General features: G+C 71.0%; 24 protein-coding genes. 17 read left to right on the forward strand and 7 right to left on the reverse strand.

The features are described 5' to 3' along the window. Window positions 1–29: 29 nt before the first annotated feature. Window positions 30–1,134, reverse strand: a protein-coding gene (gene prfB, locus P1K89_RS01790; protein ID WP_284614641.1) for a peptide chain release factor 2 whose coding sequence is annotated in 2 segments (ribosomal slippage) — window positions 30–1,052 and window positions 1,054–1,134 — 1,104 coding nt in all. Because the reading frame shifts where the segments join, the coding sequence is not laid out codon by codon here. A gap of 193 nt (window positions 1,135–1,327) precedes the next feature. On the opposite strand from prfB, the gene P1K89_RS01795 reads away from it, so the two are divergent. From P1K89_RS01795 to P1K89_RS01845, 11 genes are all read left to right on the forward strand, one after another. Then, window positions 1,328–1,624, forward strand: coding sequence for a YggT family protein (locus P1K89_RS01795; protein ID WP_284614642.1), 297 nt, complete (start codon window positions 1,328–1,330; stop codon window positions 1,622–1,624). Further along, window positions 1,615–2,196: a tetratricopeptide repeat protein gene (locus P1K89_RS01800; RefSeq protein ID WP_284614643.1), complete on the forward strand. Its 582-nt coding sequence runs from the start codon at window positions 1,615–1,617 to the stop codon at window positions 2,194–2,196. Before P1K89_RS01795 ends, P1K89_RS01800 begins: the two co-directional genes overlap by 10 nt. A gap of 93 nt (window positions 2,197–2,289) precedes the next feature. Further along, window positions 2,290–2,547: a DUF4212 domain-containing protein gene (locus P1K89_RS01805; RefSeq protein ID WP_284614644.1), complete on the forward strand. Its 258-nt coding sequence runs from the start codon at window positions 2,290–2,292 to the stop codon at window positions 2,545–2,547. A 1-nt stretch (window position 2,548) separates the two neighbouring features. Further along, complete coding sequence (locus P1K89_RS01810; protein WP_284614645.1) at window positions 2,549–4,663, forward strand: cation acetate symporter; 2,115 nt, start codon at window positions 2,549–2,551, stop codon at window positions 4,661–4,663. A 113-nt stretch (window positions 4,664–4,776) separates the two neighbouring features. Continuing rightward, on the forward strand, window positions 4,777–5,157 hold the full coding sequence (locus tag P1K89_RS01815; RefSeq protein WP_284614646.1) for a hypothetical protein: 381 nt from the start codon (window positions 4,777–4,779) through the stop codon (window positions 5,155–5,157). A 133-nt stretch (window positions 5,158–5,290) separates the two neighbouring features. Then, window positions 5,291–5,797, forward strand: coding sequence for a hypothetical protein (locus P1K89_RS01820; RefSeq protein ID WP_284614647.1), 507 nt, complete (start codon window positions 5,291–5,293; stop codon window positions 5,795–5,797). A 48-nt stretch (window positions 5,798–5,845) separates the two neighbouring features. Continuing rightward, a complete protein-coding gene (locus P1K89_RS01825; protein WP_284614648.1) occupies window positions 5,846–7,327 on the forward strand; it encodes a DUF294 nucleotidyltransferase-like domain-containing protein in 1,482 nt (493 codons plus the stop codon). A gap of 61 nt (window positions 7,328–7,388) precedes the next feature. After that, window positions 7,389–7,586: a hypothetical protein gene (locus tag P1K89_RS01830; RefSeq protein ID WP_284614649.1), complete on the forward strand. Its 198-nt coding sequence runs from the start codon at window positions 7,389–7,391 to the stop codon at window positions 7,584–7,586. 14 nt (window positions 7,587–7,600) lie between these two features. Next, window positions 7,601–10,354: a sensor histidine kinase gene (locus P1K89_RS01835; RefSeq protein ID WP_284614650.1), complete on the forward strand. Its 2,754-nt coding sequence runs from the start codon at window positions 7,601–7,603 to the stop codon at window positions 10,352–10,354. Between the two features lie 11 nt (window positions 10,355–10,365). Beyond that, the gene (locus tag P1K89_RS01840; protein ID WP_284614651.1) at window positions 10,366–10,746 is read left to right on the forward strand and encodes a response regulator transcription factor; all 381 of its coding nucleotides are present in this window, start codon (window positions 10,366–10,368) and stop codon (window positions 10,744–10,746) included. 10 nt (window positions 10,747–10,756) lie between these two features. Beyond that, the gene (locus P1K89_RS01845; protein ID WP_284614652.1) at window positions 10,757–12,889 is read left to right on the forward strand and encodes a 3'-5' exonuclease; all 2,133 of its coding nucleotides are present in this window, start codon (window positions 10,757–10,759) and stop codon (window positions 12,887–12,889) included. A 52-nt stretch (window positions 12,890–12,941) separates the two neighbouring features. On the opposite strand, the gene P1K89_RS01850 is transcribed toward P1K89_RS01845, so the two are convergent. Then, window positions 12,942–13,862: an alpha/beta fold hydrolase gene (locus tag P1K89_RS01850; RefSeq protein WP_284614653.1), complete on the reverse strand. Its 921-nt coding sequence runs from the start codon at window positions 13,860–13,862 to the stop codon at window positions 12,942–12,944. Window positions 13,863–13,939: 77 nt separating this feature from the next. Between P1K89_RS01850 and P1K89_RS01855 the strand changes: the two genes are divergently transcribed. The 3 genes from P1K89_RS01855 to P1K89_RS01865 are packed head-to-tail and all read left to right on the forward strand — an operon-like array spanning window position 13,940 to window position 17,041. Further along, window positions 13,940–14,431, forward strand: coding sequence for a GNAT family N-acetyltransferase (locus tag P1K89_RS01855; protein ID WP_284614654.1), 492 nt, complete (start codon window positions 13,940–13,942; stop codon window positions 14,429–14,431). Continuing rightward, window positions 14,428–16,173, forward strand: coding sequence for an acetate--CoA ligase (locus tag P1K89_RS01860; RefSeq protein ID WP_284614655.1), 1,746 nt, complete (start codon window positions 14,428–14,430; stop codon window positions 16,171–16,173). Before P1K89_RS01855 ends, P1K89_RS01860 begins: the two co-directional genes overlap by 4 nt. Window positions 16,174–16,192: 19 nt before the next feature. After that, the gene (locus P1K89_RS01865; protein WP_284614657.1) at window positions 16,193–17,041 is read left to right on the forward strand and encodes a sulfurtransferase; all 849 of its coding nucleotides are present in this window, start codon (window positions 16,193–16,195) and stop codon (window positions 17,039–17,041) included. A 21-nt stretch (window positions 17,042–17,062) separates the two neighbouring features. Here P1K89_RS01865 and P1K89_RS01870 read toward each other — a convergent pair whose 3' ends face one another. From P1K89_RS01870 to P1K89_RS01880, 3 genes are read right to left on the reverse strand one after another with little or no spacing between them, the layout of a single operon-like run. Beyond that, entirely contained in the window at window positions 17,063–17,710 is a 648-nt protein-coding gene (locus tag P1K89_RS01870; protein ID WP_284614658.1) for a hypothetical protein, read from the reverse strand. Further along, window positions 17,707–17,940, reverse strand: a complete 234-nt coding sequence (locus P1K89_RS01875) for a helix-turn-helix domain-containing protein (protein WP_284614659.1) — start codon at window positions 17,938–17,940, stop codon at window positions 17,707–17,709. Before P1K89_RS01875 ends, P1K89_RS01870 begins: the two co-directional genes overlap by 4 nt. Before the next feature lie 9 nt (window positions 17,941–17,949). Further along, window positions 17,950–18,447 (reverse strand): DUF2975 domain-containing protein, encoded by a 498-nt coding sequence (locus tag P1K89_RS01880; protein ID WP_284614660.1) that lies wholly within the window; start codon window positions 18,445–18,447, stop codon window positions 17,950–17,952. A gap of 184 nt (window positions 18,448–18,631) precedes the next feature. Between P1K89_RS01880 and P1K89_RS01885 the strand changes: the two genes are divergently transcribed. From P1K89_RS01885 to P1K89_RS01895, 3 genes are all read left to right on the forward strand, one after another. Then, window positions 18,632–19,693, forward strand: a complete 1,062-nt coding sequence (locus tag P1K89_RS01885; RefSeq protein WP_284616293.1) for an aldo/keto reductase — start codon at window positions 18,632–18,634, stop codon at window positions 19,691–19,693. 29 nt (window positions 19,694–19,722) lie between these two features. After that, window positions 19,723–20,211, forward strand: a complete 489-nt coding sequence (gene ybaK, locus P1K89_RS01890) for a Cys-tRNA(Pro) deacylase (protein WP_284614661.1) — start codon at window positions 19,723–19,725, stop codon at window positions 20,209–20,211. Window positions 20,212–20,379: 168 nt separating this feature from the next. Beyond that, entirely contained in the window at window positions 20,380–22,557 is a 2,178-nt protein-coding gene (locus P1K89_RS01895; RefSeq protein WP_284614662.1) for a putative bifunctional diguanylate cyclase/phosphodiesterase, read from the forward strand. A gap of 29 nt (window positions 22,558–22,586) precedes the next feature. Here P1K89_RS01895 and P1K89_RS01900 read toward each other — a convergent pair whose 3' ends face one another. Together P1K89_RS01900 and P1K89_RS01905 are read right to left on the reverse strand one after the other, a co-directional pair. After that, on the reverse strand, window positions 22,587–23,963 hold the full coding sequence (locus tag P1K89_RS01900; RefSeq protein ID WP_284614663.1) for a DUF3422 domain-containing protein: 1,377 nt from the start codon (window positions 23,961–23,963) through the stop codon (window positions 22,587–22,589). A gap of 61 nt (window positions 23,964–24,024) precedes the next feature. Then, complete coding sequence (locus P1K89_RS01905) at window positions 24,025–26,094, reverse strand: TonB-dependent receptor (RefSeq protein ID WP_284614664.1); 2,070 nt, start codon at window positions 26,092–26,094, stop codon at window positions 24,025–24,027. Window positions 26,095–26,122: the final 28 nt, after the last annotated feature.

Here is a 26,122-nt window from a genome sequence, read left to right on the forward strand (position 1 = left end):
TGGCGACTGGCTTCTTCTTCGGGCTGGACTTACAGGCCCTGCTTCAGGCTGGCCTCGATGAAGGCATCGAGGTCGCCGTCGAGGACCTTCTGCGTATTCGAGATCTCGACGTTGGTGCGCAGGTCCTTGATGCGGCTCTGGTCGAGCACGTAGCTGCGGATCTGGTGGCCCCAGCCGACGTCGGTCTTCGAGTCCTCGAGCTTCTGCTGCTCGGCCATCTGCTTGCGCATCTCGTGCTCGTACAGGCGCGAGCGCAGCATCTGCCAGGCCTCGTCGCGGTTGCGGTGCTGCGAACGGTCGTTCTGGCACTGCACGACGATGCCGGTCGGGATGTGCGTCAGCCGCACCGCCGAGTCGGTCTTGTTGATGTGCTGGCCGCCGGCGCCGGAGGCGCGGAAGGTGTCGGTGCGCACGTCCGCCGGGTTGATCTCGATCTCGATCGAGTCGTCGACCTCGGGGTAGACGAACAGGCTGGCGAAGGACGTGTGCCGGCCGCCCGACGAGTCGAACGGGCTCTTGCGCACCAGGCGGTGCACGCCGGTCTCGGTGCGCAGGTGGCCGAAGGCGTAGTCGCCCTCGACCTTCAGCGTGGCCGAGCGGATGCCGGCGACGTCGCCCTCGGTCTCTTCCATCACTTCGGTCTTGAAGCCCTTGCGCTCGCAGTACTTCAGGTACTGGCGCAGCAGCATGCTGGCCCAGTCGCAGGCTTCGGTGCCGCCGGCGCCGGCCTGGATGTCGATGAAGCAGTTCGACGGGTCCGCCGGGTTGCTGAACATGCGCCGGAACTCGAGCTGCTCGACGGTCTCGCGCAGCGCGTGGGCCTCGGCCTCGATCGCCGCCAGGCCGTCGAAGTCCTCGTCGGCCTTCGACATGTCGTACAGCTCGATGTTGTCGGCGAGGTTGCTGGCCAGGTGGTCGATGGTCTCGACGACGGTTTCCAGCGACTTCTTCTCGCGGCCCAGCTCCTGGGCCCGCTTGGGTTCATTCCACACGCTCGGGTTCTCGAGCGCGGCGTTGACTTCGTTCAGCCGCAGCGATTTGCGGTCGTAGTCAAAGATACCCCCGGAGCTGCTCGGTACGGGCGCTCAGATCGGCGAGCAGCGAGCCGATGGCGTTGACGCGTTCGATGTCCATGGTCTTGTCATTGGCGGAAAGCAAGAATTCTCGCATGGGGCTCCGGAGCGCCGACCCGGGCCCGGCCGGTGTCTTTCGCTGCACTGCATCTACGGGTTTGCCTGCCCCGAGCTTCACCGGAGCCGTGTCGGATTGTCAGAAAGTCGTAAGCGAGCGGGTCGACCCTGCGGCCAACCTTACAGGAGGCTGTCGCGTGCTGCTGCTGGTGTCTTCGGTCAAGCTGGTCGCGGAGATCGCGTTGATGGCGCTGATCGGGCAATGGTTGCTCGGGCTGCTGGCCGGGGCCCGGCGCGACACGAACTTCTTCTACCAGCTGCTGCAGACGCTGACCTCGCCGTTCGTCAAGCTTGCGCGCATGCTGTCGCCGCGCATCGTGCTGGACCGCCACGTGCCGCTGGTGGCGTTCCTGCTGCTGTCCTTCGCCTGGCTGGTCGCGACCATCACACGGGTCTCGATCTGCCTTCAGATCGGAGTCGAACAATGTCGATGAGGGACCAGGGCGGACTCGCCCATGTCGTGGCCAGGCTGCAGGCGATGGGCTGGCTGCTGGCCGGCCGGCCGGAGCAGGCGTGCGCGGTCTTCGACCGCATGCTGCAGGCGTGGCCGCAGGATGCCTATGCGCTGGCCAGCCGCGCGCACGTGCATGCCCAGGCCGGGCGCCGCGAAGCGGCGATCGCCGATGCGCAGGCGCTGGTGCACCACCATCCGCGGCGCAGCGCCGCCGACTGGTTTAACCTGGCCTACCTGCTGGAAGACGTGGGTCGCCTCGACGAGGCCGAGGCCGCGTTCCGGAGCGCGGTGGCGCTCGACCCCAAGCTCGACCGCGCCTGGTACGGCCTCGGCCTGACGCTGATCCGCCAGCAGCGCTACGACGACGCCATCGCGGCGCTGAAGCGCAACACCGAACTGCAACCCATGAGTCCCTACGGCTGGTACCAGCTGGCCCGGGTGCACATGGATCGTCACGAGCCCGAGGAGACGCGCCGGATCATCCGGCATCTCCAGGGCTTCGAGCCCAAGGTCGCCGCGCAACTGCAGCGCGAGACCGGGCTGCAGCCGTGACGGCAGCTTGAGGCGCGCTGACCGCCTGTTCCGGGTGTCGCGGGGGCCCGCAGAGCCTTGCGACGAGTTCGTTCAACCAACGAGGCGACTGCAATGCAACTGACAGAGAAGCACCGCCAGTACTGGTCGAAGAACCTGCGGATCACCGCGATTCTTCTGGCCATCTGGTTCGTCGTGACGTTTGTCGTCGGGTACTTCGCCCGCGAGCTGAGCTTCACGTTCTTTGGCTGGCCGTTCAGCTTCTGGGTCGGCGCCCAGGGTGCGCTGATCGTGTACTGCCTGATCATCTGGTACTACGCGCGGTACATGAACCGGCTGGACCAGGAACACGGCGTTGCCGAGGAGGAATGACATGGCAGGCGCATTCGAATCCGGCATCAGCAGCAAGCCGACCGACAACAGGGCGTTCAAGGCGCAGCTGAACAAGGTCTACACCTGGTACACCGGCGGCTTCATCGCCTTCATCGTCGTGCTCGGCGTGCTCGAGCAGATGGGGCTGCCGCGACAGTGGATCGGCTTCATCTTCCTGATCGCCACCGTGGCGCTGTATGCCGGCATCGGCATCATGAGCCGCACCACCGACGCCGCGGAGTACTACGTCGCCGGCCGGCGCGTGCCGGCGGTCTACAACGGCATGGCCACCGGCGCCGACTGGATGAGCGCAGCGTCGTTCATCGGCATGGCCGGCACCCTGTACCTCACGGGTTATGGGGGCCTCGCCTTCATCATGGGCTGGACCGGCGGCTACTGCCTGGTGGCGCTGTTCCTCGCGCCCTACCTGCGCAAGTTCGGCCAGTTCACCATCCCTGACTTCCTGGGCGCGCGCTTCGAGGGCAACCTGCCGCGCTTCATCGGCATCGTCGCGGCGATCCTGTGCTCGTTCACCTATGTGGTGGCGCAGATCTACGGCGTGGGCCTGATCACCGCGCGTCTGTCGGGTCTGGCGTTCGAGGTCGGGATCTTCGTCGGCCTGGGCGGCATCCTGGTGTGCTCGTTCCTCGGTGGCATGCGTGCGGTCACCTGGACGCAGGTGGCGCAGTACATCATCCTGATCATCGCGTACCTGGTGCCGGTGGTCTGGCTGTCGGTCAAGCAGACCAGCGTGCCGATCCCGCAGGCGGTCTACGGCTTCCAACTGCAGAAGGTGACCGAAGCCGAGAAGAAGCTGATCGACGATCCGAAGGAAAAGGAAGTCATCGCGGCATTCAAGGCGCAGGCCGACGGCTTCGCCGCGAAGCTGAAGGACATTCCGACGGCGCTCGAGGCGGACCGCGCGGCGGCCCAGAAGAAGGTCGAAGATCTGAAGGCTGCCAACGCACCGGCGGCCGACGTGCAGGCGGCCGAGAAGGCGCTCGCCGCGGTGCCGGCCGATCCGGCCGCTGCCAAGAAGGCCTGGGAGGCCGGGCAGAAGGCGGCCGCCGACCGGGCCAAGCCGCTGGCAGGCATGCCGCGCCACGCGCAGCAGTACGCCGGCGACCCGAACGGCGACGAGAAGGCGAAGAAGACCTACGACGAGTCCCGGCGCAACTTCCTCGCGCTGGTGTTCTGTCTGATGGTCGGCACCGCTGCGCTGCCGCACATCCTGATGCGCTACTACACGACGCCGTCGGTGAAGGAGGCGCGCGAGTCGGTCACCTGGAGCCTGTTCTTCATCTTCCTGCTGTACTTCACCGCGCCGGCACTCGCGGTGCTGGTGAAGTACGAGGTGTTCACCGTGCTGGTGGGCACGCCGTTCGACAAGCTGCCGGAATGGATCGCCGCGTGGAACCGGGTCGACCCGGCGCTGCTGTCGGTGGTCGACATCAACAAGGACGGCATCTTCCAGCTCGGCGAGATGAAGATCGGCGGCGACATCATCGTGCTGGCGACGCCGGCGATCGGTGGTCTGCCGTACGTGATCTCGGGCATGGTGGCGGCCGGCGGCCTCGCCGCGGCGCTGTCCACCGCCGACGGCCTGCTGCTGACGATCGCCAACGCGCTGTCGCACGACCTGTACTACAAGATGATCGACCCGAACGCTCCGACGAGCCGCCGCGTGGCGATCTCGAAGGCGCTGCTGCTGGTCGTTGCGCTGGCCGCGGCCGGCGTCGCGGCCCAGAAGCCGGCCGACATCCTGTTCCTGGTCTCGGCCGCGTTCTCGTTCGCGGCGGCGTCGTTCTTCCCGGCGCTGGTGCTCGGCATCTTCTGGAAGCGCGCCAACAAGTGGGGGGCCTCGCTGGGCATGATCGCCGGCCTGGGCACGACCTTCTACTACATGGCGACGACGCAGCCCTGGATGCGCAGCATCTTCGGCGTCACCTCGCCGGTCGAGCTGTGGTGGGGCATCCAGCCGATCTCGGCGGGCCTGTTCGGGGTGCCGGTCGGCTTCGCGGTGATCATCATCGTGAGCCTGCTGACCGGGGCGCCGCGCAAGGACACTCAGGAGCTCGTCGAGCACGTGCGCTACCCGAACCTGAAGCTGAGCTGATCGCCGTTTCCGGCTGATCGCAGGGGCCGCGTCCGTCGGGCGCGGCCCCTTTCGCTTGCGCAGGCCCCATGCGAAGATGGCCACTGCCCGCTGGCCAACGACAGGTCGAACCCGTGAGCCCCGTGCAAACCATCCGCCGCATCGGCTTCCGCAAGTGGTATGAGCGCGAGTTGCTGCGCAGCCACGCGAACCTGGTGCTGTTGCTGCTGTCCGCAATCGGGCTGCTCACCGCCGCCGAGATCTACGACCGGCGTATCGCCCTGTCCGACCAGTTGCAGGTGCTGGCCTGCGCGGCGGCCAGTGCGGCGATCGGCCTGCACGCGCTGCGCCGCTATCTCTACCTGCTGAACCACGCGGAGTTCGTCGCCGACCAGGCGGTCTGCGGGCGCTGCGAGCGCTATGCATCGTTCGACTCGGTCGACGAAGGCGCGACGCCTGCGGAGCTCAACGTCTGCTGCAGGCACTGCCGCCACGAGTGGGTGATCCGGCTCTGAGAAGCCGCCCGCGGCGGCTCCAGCGCGGCGCGGCCTGTGTCGATTTGCACGACCAGCCGGCGGCCGGCGCTGCACGGGTGCTGCACGGGCGTCAGCAGGGAGTAAGCTCGGCCGCCTCTCCCCATCCGAAGCCATGCCGACCATCTACGTCAAGACGGCCGACGGCCAGAACGAGATCGAGACCCGCGCCCGTCGCCTGTCGCCGCGGCTGCGCTCGGCGCTGATCCTCGTCGACGGCAAGCGCTCCGACACCGAGCTCTCCAAGCTGATCCAGCAGCATGACGAGACGCTGCAGGCGCTGCTGGACGCCGGCTTGATCCAGGCCGTGGCCGCTGCGCCCTCGCGCACTGCCACAGCCGAAGCGGCGCCGTCCCCGGCGCCGGCGCCGGCGCCGGCACCGACGAAGCCCGCCGCGGCGCCAGCGCAGGCCGACCTGTCGACGCGCCGCCGCGAAGCCGTGCGCGCGGTCAATGACCTGCTCGGCCCGGCCGCCGAGACGCTCGCGCTCAAGATCGAACGGGCGACGAACGACGAGCAGTTCCGCGAAGCGCTCGAACGCGCGGTCACCTACATCGCCAACGCGCGCGGTGGCGGACCGGCGGCGCAGTTCGCCGCGCGTTTCCTGCCGCCGGCCGCCTGAAGACGCGGTCCCGGGGCCTAAGATCGGCGGCGCCCAGGGAGCCCGCCGATGAGCGATCAGCCACCGCCAGTTGACGATGACCCCGCTGCCGGGGCGCCCCCGCCGGCGGCCTCGCAATGGCTCGCCGAGCAGTCGCTCGAAGCGCCGCTTGGCGGGCTGCCGCGCCGGCCGCCGCTGCAGTGCCGTGCGTCGACCCCGCTGGGCGATGCGCTGCGGCAGATGGACGAACGCCGCGTCGGCTCGGTGCTGGTTGCCGACGACGCCGGCGTGCTGCAGGGCATCCTGACGCGCCACGACGTGCTGTCGCGCGTGACCTTGCCGCAGCGCCGCCTCGACGAACCGATCGGTGCGGTGATGAGCACGCCGGTGCTCAGCCTGGCGGCCGAGGCCAGCCTGCAGGACGCGGCGCTGCTGATGCTGCGCCACGGCATCCGCCACGTGCCGGTGACCGAAGACGGTCGCGTGATCAACGTGGTGTCCGAGCGCGACCTGTTCGCGCTGCAGCGGCTGTCGCTGCGCCACCTCAGTGCCGAGCTGCGCACCGCACCGGACCTCGCGGCGCTGCAGGCAGGCGCCGCGCACATCCGCGGCCTCGCGCACAACCTGCTGCAGCAGGGCGTGCAGGCGCGCCAGCTGACCGAGCTGATCAGCCACCTGAATGACCTGCTGACCGAACGCCTCGTGGTCCTCGAGGCGCAGCGCGCCGGGCTCAACCTGGCCCGCGCCTGCTGGCTGGCCTTCGGTTCGGAAGGCCGCAGCGAGCAGACCATCGCCACCGACCAGGACAACGGCCTGGTGCTCGATGCGTCGGTCGACGACGCGGAGCATGCGCGCTGGCTCGCCTTCGGGCAGGCGGTGAACCGCGGGCTCGATGCCTGCGGCTATCCGCTGTGCAAGGGCGGCGTGATGGCCGGCAACGCCGACTGCTGCCTGACGCAGCCGCGCTGGCTCGACCGCTTCGGCCACTGGATCCTGCACGGCGCGCCGGAGGACCTGCTGAACGCCAGCATCTACTTCGATCTGCGGCCGCTCGCCGGCAATACGGCGCTGGCCCAGCCGCTGCGCGAGCTGATCGTGCGCGAGGGCCGCCGCACGCCGCGTTTTTGCAAGCAGCTGGCGGACAACGCGCTGCAGCGTCGCGTGCCGCTGAACTGGCGCGGCGCGATCGCGACGGCCACCGTCGATGGCCGCGAGACGCTGGACCTGAAGCTGCAGGGCACCGCGATCTTCGTCGACGCGGCGCGGCTGTATGCGCTGGCGCAGGGCGTGGCCGAGACCAATACCCGGCTGCGCCTGGCGGCGGTGGCGCCGCTGCTGCATGCCGAGCCGCGCGAGGCCGACGCCTGGATCGGCGCCTTCGAATGCCTGCAGGCGCTGCGGCTGCGCGTGCAGGTGGGCGCCGCACCCGATGCGCCGCCCAACCTGCTCGACGTCGGCGCGCTCAACGACATGGACCGCCCGATGCTGCACGAGGCGCTGCGTGTCGCGCGCCGGCTGCAGCAGCGCATCGAGCTCGACCACGGCCGTTGAGCGCGGCCGCCGCGGCGATCAGAATGGGCCACCGCGCGGCACGCACGACGAGGGGACCGGGATGAGACACCGCGTGATCCAGGCGCAGCGCCTGGTCGGGCTGTTCCTGCTCGGCTGGCTGCTGTTCAGCTATCCGCTGCTGGCGCTGTTCAACGGCGGCGGCGCGGTGTTCGGCATCCCGCTGCTCTATGCCTACCTGTTCGGCGCCTGGGCGCTGCTGATCGCGCTGATGGCACTCGCTGCCCAGCGCAACGGATGACCCGCTGATCCGCCATGCTGCTCGGCGGCGTCATCCTGCTCGTCTCGTTCGCCTACCTGGGCGTGCTGTTCGCGGTCGCCTATTACGGCGACCGGCGCGCCGACCAGGGCCGCTCGATCATCGACAACCCGACCATCTACGCGCTGTCGATGGCGGTCTACGCGACCTCGTGGACCTTCTACGGCAGCGTCGGCCGGGCGGCCAATTCCGGCGTCGGCTTCCTGCCGATCTACCTCGGGCCGACGCTGATGGCCGCGCTGTGGTGGCTGGTGCTGCGCAAGATGATCCGCATCAGCAAGGTCAACCGCATCACGTCGATCGCCGACTTCATCGCCGCGCGCTACGGCAAGAGCAGCCTGCTCGGCGGGCTGGTCACGGTGATCGTGATGGTGGGCATCATCCCGTACATCGCGCTGCAGCTGAAGGCGGTGTCCAACACCTTCGAGGTGCTGCTGCAGTACCCCGAGGTGATCGCGCCGCTGAAGGGCCAGGCGGTGGTCTGGTACCGGGACACGGCGCTGTACGTCGGGCTGCTGCTGGCGGCATTCACCATCGTCTTCGGCACGCGCCACCTCGACGCCACCGAGCGCCACGAGGGCATGGTGGCGGCGATCGCCTTCGAGTCGGTGGTCAAGCTGTGCGCCTTCCTCGCGGTGGGTCTGTTCGTCACCTTCTGGCTCTACGACGGCTTCGGCGACCTGTTTGCCCGCGCTGCGGCGCTGCCGAACGCCGCGCGGCTGCTGCACATGCCCGACACGGCGGCGGGCTGGGGCGCGTGGAGCGCGCTGACCGTGCTGTCGATGATGGCGATCCTGTTCCTGCCGCGCCAGTTCCAGATCAGCGTGGTCGAGAACGTCAACGAGCACCACCTGTCGAAGGCGGCGTGGCTGTTCCCGGCCTACCTGCTGGCGATCAACGTCTTCGTGCTGCCGATCACCTTCGCCGGGCTGCTGCAGTTCGCGCCCGGGCAGGTCAACGCCGACATCTTCGTGCTCGCGCTGCCGATGGCGCACCAGCAGGAAGCCCTGGCGCTGCTGGTGTTCATCGGCGGGCTGTCCGCGGCCACGGGCATGGTGATCGTCGAGACCATCGCGCTGTCGACGATGATCTGCAACGACCTCGTGATGCCGGTGCTGCTGCGCTGGCGTGCGCTGGCGCTGTCGCGCGCGGCGGACCTGTCGGGGCTGCTGCTGGGCATCCGCCGCGGCGCGATCGTGCTGATGACGATGCTCGGCTACGCCTACTACCGCACCGCGGGCGAAGCGCACGCGCTGGTCTCGATCGGGCTGGTGTCCTTCGTCGCGGTGGCGCAGTTCGCGCCGGCGATGCTGGGCGGCATGTACTGGAAGCAGGGCACCTACGCCGGCGCGATGACCGGCTTGTCGCTGGGCTTCGCGCTGTGGCTGTACACGCTGCTGCTGCCGTCGTTCGCGAAGTCGGGCTGGCTGCCGCTGTCCTTCGTCGAGCAGGGGCCGCTCGGCATCGCGCTGCTCAAGCCGCTGGCCCTGTTCGGGCTGGCGGGGCTGGACGACATCACGCATGCGCTGTTCTGGAGCATGCTGGCCAACGTCGGCGGTTACGTCGCGGTGTCGCTGCTCGGCCGGCAGAGCATCGGCGACCACGCGCAGGCGCTGCTGTTCGTCGACGTCTTCAAGGTCGCCGGCCGCGGCTCCAGCCTGTGGCGCGGCAGCGCGTCGATCGACGAGGTCATCACGCTGGTCGGCCGCTTCATCGGCCCGGAGCGCGCCGAGGAGGAGTTCGCCGACTACGCGCGGCGCCACGGCCGCAAGGCCGCGCGCGAGCTGGTGCCCGATGCCGACCTGGTGCACTTCGCGCAGAACCTGCTGGCCGGCGCGATCGGCGCCGCCTCGGCGCGGGTGATGCTGGCATCGGTGGTGCAGGAGGAACCGCTGTCGATGGACGAGGTGCTCGACATCCTCGACGAGGCTTCGCAGGTCATCGCCTACAGCCGCCAGCTCGAGCAGAAGTCGCGCGAGCTGCAGGCCGCGACCACCGAGCTGCGTGCGGCCAATGCGCGCCTGCAGGAGCTCGACCGGCTGAAGGACGACTTCATCTCCACCGTCACCCACGAGCTGCGCACGCCGCTGACCTCGATCCGCGCGTTCTCCGAGATCCTGCACAACGACCCGCGGCTGGAACTGGAGAAGCGCCGCCAGTTCATCGGCATCATCGTCAAGGAGAGCGAGCGCCTGACGCGGCTGATCAACCAGGTGCTCGACCTGGCGAAGCTGGAGTCCGGCAAGGCCGAGTGGCATCCGACGGAAGTGGACCTGAAGGAAGTCGTCGAGGACGCGGTGTCCACGACGAGCCAGCTGCTGTCGGAGCAGCGCATCGAGCTGCAGCTCGACCTGCCCGCCGCGGTGCCGCGCGTGCAGGCCGACCGCGACCGGCTGCTGCAGGTGATGCTGAACCTGCTGTCGAACGCGGCGAAGTTCTGCGACCGCGCGTCCGGCCGCATCGGCGTGCGCCTGCAGGTGCTGCCGCAGGCGCTGCAGATCGACGTGCACGACAACGGCCCCGGCATCGCCGCGGCGGACCACGACAGCATCTTCGAGAAGTTCCGCCAGGTCGGCGATGCGCTGACCGGCAAGCCGCAGGGCACCGGCCTGGGCCTGCCCATCAGCCGCCAGATCGTCGAGCACTTCGGCGGCCGGCTGTGGGTGGCCAGCGCGCCAGGGCAAGGGGCCACCTTCAGCTTCACCCTGCCTCGCGCGCGGACACCCGCCGCGCAGACGGCCGCCGCATGATGCAGACCGACATGAAACGCACCATCCTGATCGCCGACGACGAGCCGAACATCGTCCTCTCGCTGGAGTACCTGCTGCAGCGCGAGGGTTTCGAGGTGCTCGTCGCGCGCGACGGCCAGGAAGCGCTGGACGCGGTGGCGCGGCATCGGCCCGACCTGGTGCTGCTGGACGTGATGCTGCCGCGACTCAGCGGCTACGAGGTCTGCCAGCGCCTGCGCGAGGACCCCGCGCTGGCCGGGCTGCGTATCGTGATGCTGACGGCCAAGGGGCGCGAGGGCGAGGTCAGCAAGGGCCTCGCGCTCGGTGCCGACGTCTACGTGACCAAGCCGTTCTCGACGCGCGAGCTGCTGGCGACGATCCAGTCGCAGCTCGGCGGCACGCCGGCCGCCTGACCGCCGAACGATGCGGCTTCGCACCAAATCGCTGCTGTGGCTGCTGGCCGCCTGGATGCTCGTGGTGGGCGCTGCCGGCGTGGTCGCGCTCGGCCTGTGGGCCGACCTCGACGCCGCCGAACGCGCCGCCGTCGCGGCGCTGCTCGGGCAGCCGCAGCGCATCGGGTTGCTTCTGCTGGCCGCGCTGGCGCTGCCGCTGCTGCTGTGGGCCGGCCTGCGGCCGTTCATCGCGGCCTATCCCGCGCGCGCGCTGAAGCTCGCCGAACAGCTGCAGGTGATCGCCGGACCGCACCGCGGCCTGCGCATCGAGGCCGGCGGCGCCACCGAGATGGCCCGGCTGGCCACCGAGATCAACGCCTTCGCCGATGCCGCGGCCACGCTGGGCGAGGGCGTGGAGGCGCGGGTCGCGGCGGCCAACGCGCGGCTCGAGCGGGAGAAGAACCGCCTCGCCGCGCTGATGTCGGAGCTGGCACAGGCGGTGCTCGTATGCAATCCGCAAGGCCAGGTGCTGCTCTACAACGATGCCGCCAGCCGGCTGCTGACCGGCGGCTCGGGGCTGCCGCTCGGCCTCGGCCGCTCACTTCTGGCGATACTCGATCGGCGCCCCGTCGAGCACGCGATGGCCGAGCTGCAGCGGCGGCTCGAACGTGGCGGCGAACCGCCGGTCGTGCGTTTCGTCACCGCCCGCGCGGGCCACCTGCTGCGCGCGCAGGCCGCGCCGGTGCTCGATCCGGCCGGCGGGCTCGACGGTATCGTGCTGGTGCTGGAGGACATCACGCGCACCGTCGAGCGCCACAGCCGGCTCGACCGCCTGCTGCTGCAACTGACCGAGGGCAGCCGCGCGTCCGTCGCGAACATCCGCGCGGCGGCGGAAACGGTCGCGCAGTTTCCAGACATGGACAGCCGGCAGCGCGAGCGCTTCCACGCGGTGATCCGCGACGAAGCCGAGGGCCTGTCGCGGCGCATCGACGAGGCGCTCGTGCGCGGCCCGGAGCCGGCGGCATCGCCCTGGCCGCTCGAGGACGTGCTGGCCGCCGACCTGCTCGAGGCCTTGCGCCGCAACCTGGCGGCCAGCCTGGGACTGAACGCGCGCATCGAGGGCGACGCGGAGCCGGCGTGGCTGGAGGCGGACAGCCATGCGCTGGTGCGCGCGTTGACCGACCTGGCCGACCGCATCGCCGCCGTGCGCGACCTGACGGCGCCGGTGCTGGAGGCGACCCGGATCGGCCATTTCGTGCGCTTGATGCTGCGCTGGCCGGGTCCGGCGCTCGACGACCACCAGATCGAGGAGTGGACGCAGCAGGCCTTCGACGCGGCGGCGCCGGTGCCCGGGCGGCGGCTGAAGGACGTGCTCGAGCAGCATCGCGCCGAGCTGTGGTGCCAGGCCGACCGGCGCGCCGGCGTCAGCCGGCTGTGCCTGCAGCTGCCGGCGCTGCTGCGCGAGGCCGCGGCGCCCGTCGCCGCGCCGGCGTCCGGCCGCCCCGTGTACTACGACTTCGACCTGTTCGATCGCCCGGGCCAGCCCACCGCGCTCGACCAGCGGCCGCTGGCCGCGCTGGCCTACACCGTGTTCGACACCGAGACCACCGGGCTCGACCCGTCGGGCGGCGACGAGATCATCTCGATCGGCGCGGTGCGCATCGTCAACGGCCGCCTGCTGCGGCACGAGTGCTTCGACCAGCTGGTCGACCCGCGCCGCGCCATCTCCGCCGAGGCCCGGCGCGTGCATGGCATCGACGACGCGATGCTCGCCGGCCAGCCGCCGATCGACCAGGTGCTGCCCGCCTTCCATGCCTTCGCCGAGGACAGCGTGCTGGTCGCCCACAACGCGGCCTTCGACCTGCGTTTCCTTCAGCTGAAGGAAGCGGCCACCGGCGTGCGCTTCGAGCAGCCCGTGCTCGATACGCTGCTGCTGTCGGCGGTGGCGCATGCCGGCCATGCGGATGCCGAGCACCGGCTCGAGGCGATCGCGGCGCGCCTGGGCGTGCCGGTGGTCGGGCGGCACAGTGCGCTGGGCGATGCGATCGTCGCCGCCGAGGTGCTGCTGAAGCTGCTGCCGCTGCTGGCCGCGCAAGGCATCCGCACGCTGGGCGACGCGCGCGCCGCGTCGCAGCGCACCGCCTACGCCAAGCTGAGCTACTGAGCCTGCACGGCCGCGCGAAGGGCGCGCGCCCCCCTCGGAGGGCGCGCAGCGCCTAGGGGGCGGCACGATCCCAGAAGGCTTCCATCAGCGCGCCCAGCGCCTGCGGCTGGTCGTGGTGCAGCATGTGGCCGGCGTCCTCGATCACCGCGCGCTCGAGCGTCGGCACGACGCCCAGGCGCGCATCGAACTCGCTGCGCGGATAACGGTCGGCCCAGCCCGCCGGAATGCGCGTGTCGCGGCCCTCGACCCACAGCACCGGAGCCTCGATGCGCCGCCACATCGCCACCGCCTCGGCGGCACGGTAGGGCACCGGGTTGATGCGCTTGTGCGCCGCATCGGCCAGCAGACGCCAGCGGCCGTGCGCATCGGGCGCCGCCCAGTGCGTCGCGAGCCACGCGGCCCGCTCCGGCGCGAGCCGCGGATTGGTCTGGCGCAGGCGCTCGGCCACCGCCGCGGCGCTGTCGTAGTCCCGCAGCTGCGCCGGCGCCTTCAGCTCGTCGAGCCAGCGCGCCAGGCGCTCGGGCGCGGCGTCGGCCGGCGTGTCGGGCAGGCCGAAGCCCTCCAGGTTCACCAGGCGCCGGACGCGTTGTGGCCGCACGCCCGCATAGGCCATCACGACGTTGCCGCCCATGCTGTGGCCGGCCAGGTCGACCGGCACCTCGGGCGACAGCGCGTCGAGCAGCGCGTCGAGGTCGCCGACGTAGTCCGGGAACCAGTAGGCATCGACCGGCGGCGTCACGCTGCCGCCGAAGCCGCGCCAGTCGGCGGCCAGCACCGGCCGGTCCGCGTCCAGCGCATCGACGACGAACTGGAACGACGCGGCCACGTCCATCCAGCCGTGCATCAGCACGCGCAGCGGTCGTTCGCGCGTCGCGCGCTGCAGGTCGCCCCACAGCAGCGCATGCACGCGGATGCCGCGCAGGTCAAGGTGCAGGCTGGTCGCCGCGCGGACGGGCTGGTAGGCAATCGTCATGAGATGCACTCTAGCAACGCCTGTCCGGTCCGCCGCCGTCGGCGTCGGGTGGCATCGGCCCGGTGCCAGAATCGGCCATGGCTTCCTTCTCCCTCCGTGCGGCCGAGCCGCGAGACGTGCCGGCCATCGTCGGCCTGATCGGCGAGCTCGCCGAGTTCGAACACCTGACGCACCTGATGGTGGCCACGCCCGAGGCGCTGGCGCCGCACCTGTTCGGCGAACGCCCGGCCGCGCAGGCCTGGGTGGCCGAGGTCGAGGGCCGGGTGGTCGGCTTCGCGCTGTGCTTCGTCAACTTCTCGACCTTCCTCGCCAAGCCGGGGCTGTACCTCGAGGACCTGTACATCCAGCCGGCCTACCGCAGCTTGGGCATCGGCAAGGCGCTGTTGACACATCTCGCCGCGGTGGCGGTCGAGCGCGGCTACGGCCGCTTCGAATGGTGCGTGCTCGACTGGAATCAGAACGCGATCCGCTTCTACGAGAAGATGGGCGCGACGATGCTGCCCGAGTGGCGCCTGTGCCGCGTCACCGGCGACGCGCTGACGAAGTTCGGCGACGCCACGTCGACATGAAGCCGCGCGCCGTGGCCGCCGGTCATCGCGCGGACAACCACGCCGCGCTGCACGCCGGCTTCCGCTGGCAGGTGCCGGCGGACTTCAACATCGCCGAGGCCTGCTGCACCCGCTGGGCGCGCAAGCATCCCGAAGCGGTGGCGATCCGCTGGCAGCACGAGAACGGCGACCGCGCGCGCTTCAGCTACCTCCAGCTGCACGACGCGGCCGACCGCCTCGCCGCCGCGCTGCGCGGCCTCGGCGTGCAGCGTGGCGACCGCGTCGCCATCGTGATGCCGCAGCGTTTCGAGACCGCGGTCGCTCACATCGCGGTCTATCGGCTCGGCGCGATCGCGATGCCGCTGTCGATGCTGTTCGGCCCCGACGCGCTGGCCTACCGGCTCGAGCACAGCGAGTCGCGCGTCGCGCTGGCCGACGAAAGCGCCATCGATGCGCTGTTGGCCGCGCGCGCGTCGTGTCCGGCGCTGCAGCACATCGTGGCCTGCGGCGCGGCGGCAGCCCGGGGCGACCATGACTGGACCGCGCTGCTGGCCGCGCAGCGCGGCGGCTTCGATGCGGTGAAGACCAGCGCCGACGATGCCGCGGTGCTGATCTACACCAGCGGCACCACCGGCCCGCCCAAGGGTGCGCTGATCCCGCACCGCGCGCTGATCGGCAACCTGACCGGCTTCGTCTGCAGCCACAACTGGTTCCCGCATGTCGCGGCGCCCGCCGCCGAGCCGGTGTTCTGGAGCCCGGCGGACTGGGCGTGGACCGGCGGCCTGATGGATGCGCTGCTGCCGACGCTGTACTTCGGCCGCACCATCGTCGGTTACCAGGGGCGCTTCCAGCCCGAGACGGCGTTCGAGCTGATGGCGGACCACCGGGTCACGCACACCTTCCTGTTCCCGACCGCGCTGAAGGCGATGATGAAGGCGGTGCCGCAGCCGCGCGCGCGGTACGCGCTGCAGCTGCAGTCGATCATGAGCGCCGGCGAGGCGGTCGGCGATGCGGTGTTCGCCTACTGCCGCGATCAGCTCGGCGTCATCGTCAACGAGATGTTCGGCCAGACCGAGATCAACTACGTCGTCGGCAACTGCGGCCGGCATCTCGATGCGCAGGGCCGCTGGCAGCCCGGCTGGCCGGCGCGCCCCGGCAGCATGGGCCGCGCCTATCCGGGCCACCGCATCGCGGTGATCGACGACGAGGGCCGCGAATGCCCGCGTGGCACACCCGGCGACGTCGCGGTGCACCGCCACGACGTGCAGGGCGATCCCGACCCGGTGTTCTTCCTCGGCTACTGGCGCAATCACGACGCGACGCGCGCGAAGTACACCGACGACGGCTGGTGCCGCACCGGCGACACCGCGGTGATGGATGAAGACGGCTACCTCTGGTACCAGGGGCGCAGCGACGACGTGTTCAAGGCCGCCGGCTACCGCATCGGCCCGAGCGAGGTCGAGAACTGCCTCGTCAAGCACCCCGCGGTGGCCAATGCCGCGGTGGTGCCCAAGCCCGACGCCGCGCGTGGCGCGGTGGTCAAGGCCTATGTCGTGCTGGCGCCCGGTTTCGTCGCCGACGACGCGCTCGTCGACGCGCTGCAGCAGCACGTCAAGGGCCGGCTCGCGCCCTACGAGTACCCGAAGGAGATCGAGTTCATCGCCGCGCTGCCGATGACCACCACCGGCAAGGTGCAGCGCCGCGTCCTGCGGCTGCAGGAAGAGCAGCGCGCGCGCGACGCCGCCAACCGCCTCCCGACCTGACATCGTTTCGACATCCCGCATGAACCCGCTGATCTCCGCCACCGACCTGAAGACCCTGCTGCAATCCGGTGCCGACGTGCTGGTCTGCGACTGCAGCTTCGACCTCGCCAATCCCGCGGCCGGCGCGCTGGCCTTCGCCGCCGGCCACATTCCGGGCGCGGTCTACCTGCACCTCGACGACGACCTGTCCGCACCGAAGACCGGCCGCAACGGCCGCCATCCGCTGCCCGACCGCGCCGGCTTCGCGCAGCGCCTGGCGTCGATCGGCCTGCGCGAGGGCACGACGGTGATCGCCTGCGATGCGCAGGGCGGCGCCTACGCTTCGCGGCTGTGGTGGATGCTGCGCTGGATCGGCCATGCGGCCGTGCGCGTGCTCGATGGCGGCCTGCCGGCGTGGCGTGCCGCGGGCGGGGCGATCGAGACCGGGCCGGCGGCGGCACGGCCGGCCGGCGCCGTGGCATTGAAGCCGTCGCTCGTCGAAGCGGTCGACTACGCCGCGCTGCGCGAGTCGCTCGGCAGCGGCCGCGAGCTGATCGTCGACGGCCGCGCCGCCGACCGCTTCCGCGGCGAGAACGAGACCATCGACCCGGTGGCCGGCCACATCCCCGGCGCGGCGAACCGCCCGTTCCGCGACAACCTCGCGGCCGACGGCACGTTCAAGCCGGCCGCGCAGTTGCGTGCCGAGTGGCAGGCGGTGATGGGCGGCCGCGCGCCGGGCGAGCTGGTGCAGCACTGCGGCTCGGGCGTGACCGCCTGCCACAACCTGCTGGCGATGGAGGCCGCGGGCCTGCCCGGTTCGAAGCTCTACCCCGGCTCGTGGAGCGAGTGGATCGCGCAGCCGGGCGCGCCGATCGCGGTCGGCGCGTGATCGCGGCGGGCCCAACGGGCCTCAGCAGCCGGTGACCAGCCGCGGCGTCGGCCGCGTACTTTGGTTGAACGGATTCAGCTGTGCCTCGCGCGCCTGGCGGGCGACGACGCAGTCCTTGCCCCGCTGGAAGCGCCGCGTGCCGTCGGGTTCGGTGCTTTCGCGCAGGCGCAGGTCGGTGCCGATCGCCTGCGCCAGGCGCTCGTCGCCCGACAGCGGGGCGCTGCGCACGCGCGGGTCGTCGATGGCCAGGGCCGCGGGCGGGCGGGCGGCCATCGCGCCGGCGTTGCGCGACGACGAGGGCAGGCGCAGGTCGAGCGGTGGCGCGGAGGAGGGTACCGACGCGGGCGCCGCGGCCGCTGGCGGCGCATCGGGCACGACGGTGATCGCCACGGGCTCGGTCGGCGCGGTGCGCGGCGCGTCGATCGCCACCGGCCTGCGCGGCGTCGCAGGCACCGGCCGCGTCGCCTGCTCGACGTCCCGGTGCGCCGGCTCGGGTGCCGTCACCCGAGGCCACTGCAGCCAGGTGATCGCGACCGGCGCGGCATCGGGCGGCGCTCCACGCCGCTGCGGCTTCAGCGACTGCCCGATCACGAGCAGGGCCAGCACATGCAGGGCGACGACGATCGCCAGCAGCCGGCGTGCCGGCTGTCGCGACAGGGCGGCGTTCATGCCGTCTCGCCGCTGTCGTCGTGAGGCCCCGGCCGGTACTCCAGCAGGTCGCCCGGCTGGCACTGCAGCACCTCGCAGATGCGCGCCAGCGTCTCGAAGCGCACGCCGCGCACCTTGCCGCTCTTCAGCAGCGAGATGTTCTGCTCGGTGATGCCGACGGCTTCGGCCAGCTCGCGCGAGCGCATCTTGCGCTTCGCAAGCATCACGTCGAGGTTGACGACGATCGGCATGTCAGTCACTTAGACGAAGCCTTCGTTCTCTTCGGCCAGCCGCACCGCGTCGGCCATCACCGCGGCCACGGCCAGCAGCACCGCGCCGCAGAGGACCGCGGTGTAGTCGTTCCAGGACAGGGTCAGCGCGAGCACGCGCTGCCCCGGCGGATTGCCCCAGGTCAGCGCGACGCCGACCGCCGCGCGCAGCAGCGGCGCCAGCAGGGCCGAGGCCAGCATCGCCGCGGCGAAGCTGCGCAGGTGGCGCTGCGCCGCGAGCGCGAAGACGCGGCCGCCGTGGTACTCGCCGAACAGGCGCCAGAGGTGCCACATCGCGAGCAGCCCGAGCAGCACCGAGGGCAGCGTGGCGGCGGCGCCGAGCAGGCGCGCGCGCTGGTCGACGACGATGGGCAGGTCGCCGATCGTGGCCAGCGCCGGGCCGGCGGCGCGCACCCACTCGGGCGACAGCCAGAACACCGCCGGCACCACCACCAGCGTGCCCGCGCCGATCAGGGTCAGCAGACGCACGAAGGCGATCAGGAAGCGAAGCGACCGACGGGGAGGATGGTTGTTTGGCGGCATGGAATTATCGTAAAACGATAAGTTCTTGCCGTCAATCGATGACTCGACCCCACGCGGCGCTGCGGTGACGCGCGCTGGCACACTCCACCGTCCCCGCCTCCACGAACCTCCCCGGGAGCTGCTTCACGTGATCGACTCCATCGAACTGGGCCGCAGCGGCCTGCGCGTCGGCAAGGTCTGCCTCGGCACCATGACCTTCGGCGAGCAGGTCGACGAGCCGACCGCCTTCGCGATCCTCGACCGCGCGCTCGAGCGCGGCCTTCACTTCATCGACACCGCCGAGATGTACGCCGTGCCGGCGCGGCGCGAGACCTTCGGCGCAACCGAGACCATCCTCGGCCGCTGGTTCGCCGCGCGGCCCGGCGCACGGCAGCGCATCACGCTGGCGACCAAGATCGCCGGCCCGGCACGCGGCATGGACTGGATCCGCGGCGGCGCAGCCGACGTCACGCCGGCCGACATCGCCGCAGCCTGCGACGACAGCCTGAAGCGCCTGCAGACCGACGTGATCGACCTCTACCAGATCCATTGGCCGGTGCGCAACGTGCCGATGTTCGGGGCTCTGTACTTCGACCCGGCGAACGAACGCGTGGTGAGCTCGATCGCTGATCAGCTGCAGGCGCTGCAGCGCCTGATGCAGGCCGGCAAGGTGCGCGCGATCGGGCTGTCGAACGAGACGCCCTGGGGTGTCGCCGAGTTCGTGCGCCTCGCCGACAGCATGGGTCTGCCGCGCATCGCCACCGTGCAGAACCCGTACGCGCTGGTCAACCGCGTGGTCGACAACGGGCTCGACGAAGTGATGTTCCGCAGCAGCGTGTCGCTGCTGGCCTACTCGCCGCTGGGCTTCGGCACGCTGACCGGCAAGTACGACGGCCTGTCGCCGGCCGACGCGCCGAAGGACCTGGGCCGGCTCGCGCGCTTCGACAGCATGAAGAAGCAGCGCTGGGCGCGGCCCGAGACGCTGGCCGCGGCGAGGCGCTACAACGCGCTGGCGCGCGACCATGGCCTGACGCCGACGCAGCTGGCACTGGCCTTCTGCTACCGCAGCTGGCGCGTCGCGAGCACGATCATCGGCGTGACCACCGTCGCGCAGCTCGACGAGAACCTCGACGCGTACGGCGTGCAGCTGTCGCCCGACGTGCTCGCCGCGATCGACCGCATCCGCTGGGAGATCCGCGACCCGGCGCAGTAGCCTCGCCGCGGGACGGTGAAAATCCGCCGATGGCCAAGAAGGACAAACACGTCAGCGAAACCCCGGCGACGCAGGCGCTGCGCCGCGCCGGCATCCCGTTCACCGAGCACCCCTACGAGTACGTCGAGCATGGCGGCACGGCCGAGTCGGCGCGCCAGCTCGGCGTGCCCGAGCACGAGGTGGTGAAGACGCTGGTGATGCAGAACGAGCGGGGCGAGCCGCTGATCGTGCTGATGCACGGCGACAAGCAGGTCAGCACGAAGAACCTCGCGCGGGCGATCGGCGCGAAGAGCGTCGAGCCCTGCAAGCCCGAGGTCGCGCAGCGCCACAGCGGCTACCTCGTCGGCGGCACCTCGCCGTTCGGCACGCGCAAGGCGATGCCGGTGTACGTCGAGGCCAGCGTGCTCGCGCTGCCGAAGATCCTGATCAATGGCGGGCGGCGCGGCTTCCTGATCGGCATCGCGCCCGATGTGCTCAGCAGCACGCTCGGCGCGCAATCGGTTCAGTGCGCCCTCTGAGGGCGCAGTCGGTTCAGTGCGCGCTTTGAGGGCGCTGTCGGTGCACTGCGCCCTTTGAGGGCGCTATCGGTGTACTGCGCGCTGTGATTCAATCGGGCGCAGGGAGAGCACCCAAGAGCAGACGCCGGACCGCGTGATCACCGCGCGGCCCGTGCGACGGGAGTGCCGATGTCGGTCCGCGATCAGGACGACGCCTTGCACGCGCTGGCGCGCGAGAACCAGACCCTGCTCGACACGGTGCTGGTGGGCATCGTGTTCGTCCGCGAGCGCGTGATGCTGCGCTGCAACCGCCGTTTCGAGGAGATCTTCGGCTACGCGCCGAACGAGCTCGACGGCCGATCCACCCGCGTGCTGTACCCCGACGACGCCGGCTTCCAGTACGGCGGCAGCCCGTATGCCGCGCTGGCGCAGGGCGCGACGCACCAGCGCGAGCAGATCCTGATGCGCAAGGACGGCAGCACGTTCTGGTGCCGCCTCTACGGCCGGGCGATGGACGCGGCGCAGCCGCACCTGGGCTCGGTGTGGCTGTTCGAGGACGTCAGCGAGCGCAAGGCCGAGGAGCTGGCGGTGCGCAGCCTGGTGCTCGAGCAGCAGGCGATCCTGGACAACGCGTCGGCCGGCATCGCGTTCCTGAAGGACCGCGTGATCCTGCGCTGCAACCGCCGCTTCGGCGAGATGCTGGGCTACCCGCCCGAGGAACTGCTGCAGCGCGGCACGCGCTTCATGTACCCGTCGGAGAAGGCCTGGCGCGACGCCGCCTACGTCTACCCGGTGCTCGCGCGCGGCGAGGCCCATGCGCGCGAGGAGCAGCTGATGCGGCACGACGGCTCGCTGTTCTGGTGCCGGCTGACCGGCCGTGCGGTGGATGCCGCGCATCCGGAGCAGGAATCGGTGTGGCTGTTCGAGGACGTCACCGAGCAGCGGGCCGCGCGCGAGGACCTGGAATTGCGCGTGCGCGAGCGCACCGCCGAGCTCGCGCGCAGCAACGAACGGCTGCTGGCCGAGATGGCCGAGCGCCAGCTGGTCGAGAACCGCGTGCGCCACCTCGCGAACCACGACGAGCTGACCGGCCTGCCGAACCGCCGCCTGCTGCTGGACCGGCTGGCGCAGGCGCTGGCGCTGGCCCGCCGCGCCGAGGAACAGCTGGCCGTGATGTTCCTCGACCTGGACCGCTTCAAGACCATCAACGACTCGCTCGGCCATGCGGTCGGGGATGCGCTGCTGCGCGGCGTCGCGCAGCGCATCGTCGGCATCGTGCGCGAGGGCGACACGGTGGCGCGCATCGGCGGCGACGAGTTCGTGATCCTGCTGCCGCGCATCGAATCGGGCACGCAGGCCTCGGTCGTCGCCGCCAAGGTGATGGAGACGCTCGCGCAACCGCTGCGCCTGGAGGGTCACGAGCTGCACGTGACCGCCAGCGTCGGCATCGCGGTCTTTCCCAGCGACGGCGAGACGCCCGAGACGCTGCTGCGCAATGCCGACTCGGCGATGTACCACGCGAAGGAAGCGGGCCGCGACAACCACCAGTTCTTCGCCGCGCAGATGAACGTCACCGCGCAGCAGCGGCTGGAGCTGGAGAACGACCTGCACCACGCGCTGCAGCGCAACGAGTTGTTCCTGCACTACCAGCCGCGCATCGACCTCGGGCTGGGGCGGCTGGTGGGCGTCGAGGCGCTGGTGCGCTGGCACCATCCGCGCCGCGGCGTGCTGCACCCGGGCGCCTTCATCGCGCTGGCCGAGGAGACCGGGCTGATCACGCGTGTCGGCGAATGGGTGCTGCGCGAGGTCTGCCGCCAGCTCCTCGACTGGCAGCGCCAGGGGCTGCCGACCTTCCCGGTCGCGGTGAACCTGTCGCCGCGCCAGTTTGGCCAGCGCCACATCGCCGAGCGCATCGGCGAGATCCTGCTCGAGACCGGCGTGCCCTCGTCGCTGATCGAGCTGGAGATCACCGAGACCTCGCTGATGCAGCACACCGAGCAGACGCTGGGCACCTTGTCGCGCCTGCACAAGATGGGGCTGAAGCTGGCGATCGACGACTTCGGCATCGGCTACTCGAGCCTGAGCTACCTGAAGCGCTTCCCGGTCGACCAGCTGAAGATCGACCAGTCCTTCGTGCGCGACATCGGCGCCGATCCGGCGAATGCGGCGATCGTCTCGGCCATCGCGACCCTGGCGCACAACCTGCGGCTGCAGGTGGTGGCCGAGGGCGTGGAGACGGGGGAGCAGCTCGATGCCGTCCGATTGGCCGGCTGCGGGCAGGCCCAGGGGTTCCTGTTCAGCCGGCCGGTGGCGCCGGAAGAGGTGCCGGCTTTGGCCTTGCAGCGGTGGTCGGCCGACGCCCGCTGACCTGCGAAGGACGCGTCAAGGCGCCGCCGTCAACTGCTCCAGTGCCGCCGCAAGCGGTGCACGAACCACGTGACTGCCGCGACCACCGGCACCACCGCGATGCCCACGACCACATCCGGCTGCACGTGCAGCGACTCCAGCCCCGGCAGGACCTTCGCGCCCTTCGCGAGGTAGCCGATCACGCCCAGCGCGTAGTAGCTGATCGCCACCACCGACAGCCCCTCGACCGTCTGCTGCAGCTGCAGCTGCTGCTTCTGCCGCTGCGCCAGCGCGCGCAGCAGCTCCTGGTTGCCCTGCTCGCGCCGCACCTCGATGCGCACCCGCGCGAGGCTGGTCGCGCGGTTGATGCGCTCGCCCAGATCCGTCAGGCGGCCGTCGATGCTCTCGCACAAGGCCATCGCCGGCGCGAAGCGGCGCGACAGGAAGCCGGACAGCGTCTGCACGCCGTTGATGCGCTGCTCGCGCAGGTCGGCCAGGCGGCGCTCGACGATCGCGTGGTAGGCGCGCGTCGCGGAGAAGCGGTAGCGCGTGCGTGCGGTGCCGTGCTCGACGTCGGCGGCCAGGCGCGTCAGCGTCTCGAAGGCCTGGGCGTCGTCGTGGCTGACGTCGTTGGCCATCGCGTCGACGGTGCCCTGCAGCGTGCGCTCCAGCTCGGCCAGCGTCGCGGCCTCGCGCTGCGCGACCGGGAAGCCCTGCATCGCGAGCATGCGGTAGGCCTCGATCTCGCACAGGCGCTGCGCCTCGCGCGCGGCCTGGTCGTGCGGCAGGCCGAAGTCGAGCACGATGAAGCGGGTGAAGCCGTCGCGGCCCAGGCGCAGGTGCGTCAGCAGCGCGCCGCGGCGCGCGTCGCCGATGAAGGCGCCCATCAGCGGCGCCGCGTCGTCGCCGCCCGCGGGGCCGGCCTGCGCGGCCAGCAGCGCCTGGCAGCGGCGCAGCATGTCGTCGCTGTCGTGGGCCTGCAGCATCACCACGTGCGCGGCGGCCAGCATGCGGCCGCCGTCGGCCGCCGCGAGCTGGCCGATGAAGGCGTCGGGCAGCTCGGTGAGCGCACTGGCATCCTGCATCAGCCCGCGCAGCGTCGCATCGTCGGCGCCTTCGGAGACGTCCTGCAGGGTCCGATTGACCTGCCAGCTGACGAACTCGCCGTGGCGCTCGAACTTCAGCGCATAACCCGGCGCCTGCACCACCTGGTGGCGCACGCCGGGTGCCGGGGCCGCGAGGCCCAGGCTGAGGCACAGCGCGGCGAGCGCGCCGTCGGCCCGTTCGGGCGCCATGTCGGCATGCACCCAGTAGGAGACGACGCACGGCGCCCGCGCCGGCAGCGCCGGGCGGGCATGCAGCTCCTGGTGCAGTTCGAGGTCGGTGCGGGCGGGGAACGGCAGGCCGTTGTGGTGGTTCGGGTCCATCGGTCAGGTCGTGTACGGCAGCGCGATTGTGCGTTGCCGCGATGACCGGGCCAGGGCAGGCTCAGAAGCCGAGCCGCAGCGTCAGGCGCAGGGTGCGCGGTTCGGCGGGGTGCACATGTCGGTCGGCGACCGGCGCGGCCTCGCCCGGCAGGCGCGATTCGTAGACGTACTGGATGTCGTCGACCCGGCGGTCGCCGAGGTTGAACACGTCCAGCGTGAGCTCGCTGTCCCTGCCGAGTGCGGCGGGCAGGCGATAGCCGATGCGCAGGTTCGTCGTCAGCGACGGGAACGAGCGCTGCTGGTTGTTCTCGAGCAGTGCGCCGGGGCCGAGGTAGCGCCACTGCAGGCTGGCCGACCACGGGCCCCAGTCGCGCAGCGTGAAGGCCACCGACGCCACGCGGTCGACCGCGTTCGGGATGCGGTCGCCGTTCGCGAATCGGGCATGCGTCCATGCGAAGTCGGCATCGACCAGCCCGTGGCGGCCGATGGTCCAGCGGTTGTTCCACTCGATGCCGCGGCGCCGGCTGGCCGCCTGGGCCTCGGTGGCGCCAGCGTCGCCGACGTAGACCAGCTCCGAGGCCGCCTTCAATGACCAGATTGCGAGCGAGCTCTGCAGTCCCGGCAGCGCCTCGCTGCGCGCACCGATCTCGAACCCGCGGGTAGGCACGAGGCCCGCCACGCGCTCGACCGGCTCGCCGGTCTTCGGATCGATGCGCGCCGTCGTGCCGCGGGCGTCGTTGCTGTGAAAACCGCGGCCGGCATTGAAGAAGAACTCGGTCTTCGCGAACGGCCCCGCGACCAGCGACAGCTTGGGCGACAGCTGGTGGTCGCTGGCCGAGCCGGAGTTCGCGGCCAGCGTCAGCGCATGCACGCGCGTGCGCAGCGCGTCGGCGCGCAGCCCGAGCACGCCGCGCAGCCGCGGCGCCAGCTCGACCGCGCTCTGGCCGTACAGGCCCCCCAGCGTCTCGCGCAGTTCGTCTTGCCGCGTGGTGCCGGCCACCGTGCGCCGCAGCGTCTGGAACAGGCCGACGCGCGCGCGGTCGTGCCGCAGCTGCAGGCCGATCTCGCTGCGCGCGTCGAGGCCGCCCATCTGGTGCGCGAACTGCCGGCTGGCGCTGAAGCCGCCGACCGTGCGCCGGTCCTGCTGCGAGAACTGGTCGCCTGCCGCGCGGTCGGCGAAGTAGGTGAAGTTCGAGTACAGCGAGAGCCGATAGCGCATCAGGTACGCGGCCATCTTCGTGGTGCCGGTGTCATCGCGGCGATGCCATTCGCCCGACACGCTGCTGCGCGCGGTGCGGCCGCCGGTCGAATCGTCCAGCGAGTCGTAGCGCCCGAACGCCCGTCCGTCGAACGTGCCGGCGTCGATCAGGCGCTGCGGGACCTGGTCGGTCGCCGTCCATTGCGCGCCGTAGGCCATCGCGCTGGCGGACCAGCCGTCGTTCGCCGTGCCGCCGCTCACGTTCAGCACGCCGTTGCGCTTGCGCAGGCCCTCCGGCACGGTCCACGGGCCGTCATGGCCCGTCAGCTCGATGGCGCCGAGCAGCGTCAGGCCGTGGCCGAGCGGGGTCGACCCGCCGGCCACGCCGCGCCGGAACGTGTGTTCGCCGAGCGTCAGCTGCGCGAAGGGCGCATCGAAGGCCCGGCGGTAGACGATGTCGGCGGCGCCGGCGGAGGCGAAGTCGCCGCTGCCCGCGAAATACGGGCCCTTGCGGTACTCGATGCGCTGCACCAGCTCGGGGATCAGGAAGTTCAGGTCGGTGTAGCCCTGGCCGTGCGCGTGGCTGGGGATGTTGACCGGCATGCCGTTGACCGAGGTCGCGAAGTCGGTGCCGTGGTCGAGGTTGAAGCCGCGCAGGAAGTACTGGTTGGCCTTGCCGTCGCCCGAGTGCTGCGTGACGATCAGGCCGGGCACGAACTCCAGCACCTCGCCGGGCCGCTGCGCCGGCCGGCTCTTCAGCAGCTCGGCGCGGATGCGGCCCTGCGATGCGGCGTCGCTGGTGCCGACGGCGTTGTCGTAGTGGCGGCCGGTGACCTCGACGGTCAGCGGCGCGTGCGCGACGACCGTGGCGTCCTGGGCGGCGGCGGGGAGGGGCAGGGCCAGCAGCGCCAGCGCACGGATCGGAAGGGGCATCGGGTCCTCGGGACGTGAGCCGCGTTCG

It is taken from the genome of Aquabacterium humicola, from assembly GCF_030167915.1.
GTDB classification, from domain to species: Bacteria; Pseudomonadota; Gammaproteobacteria; order Burkholderiales; family Burkholderiaceae_C; genus Pseudaquabacterium; species Pseudaquabacterium humicola.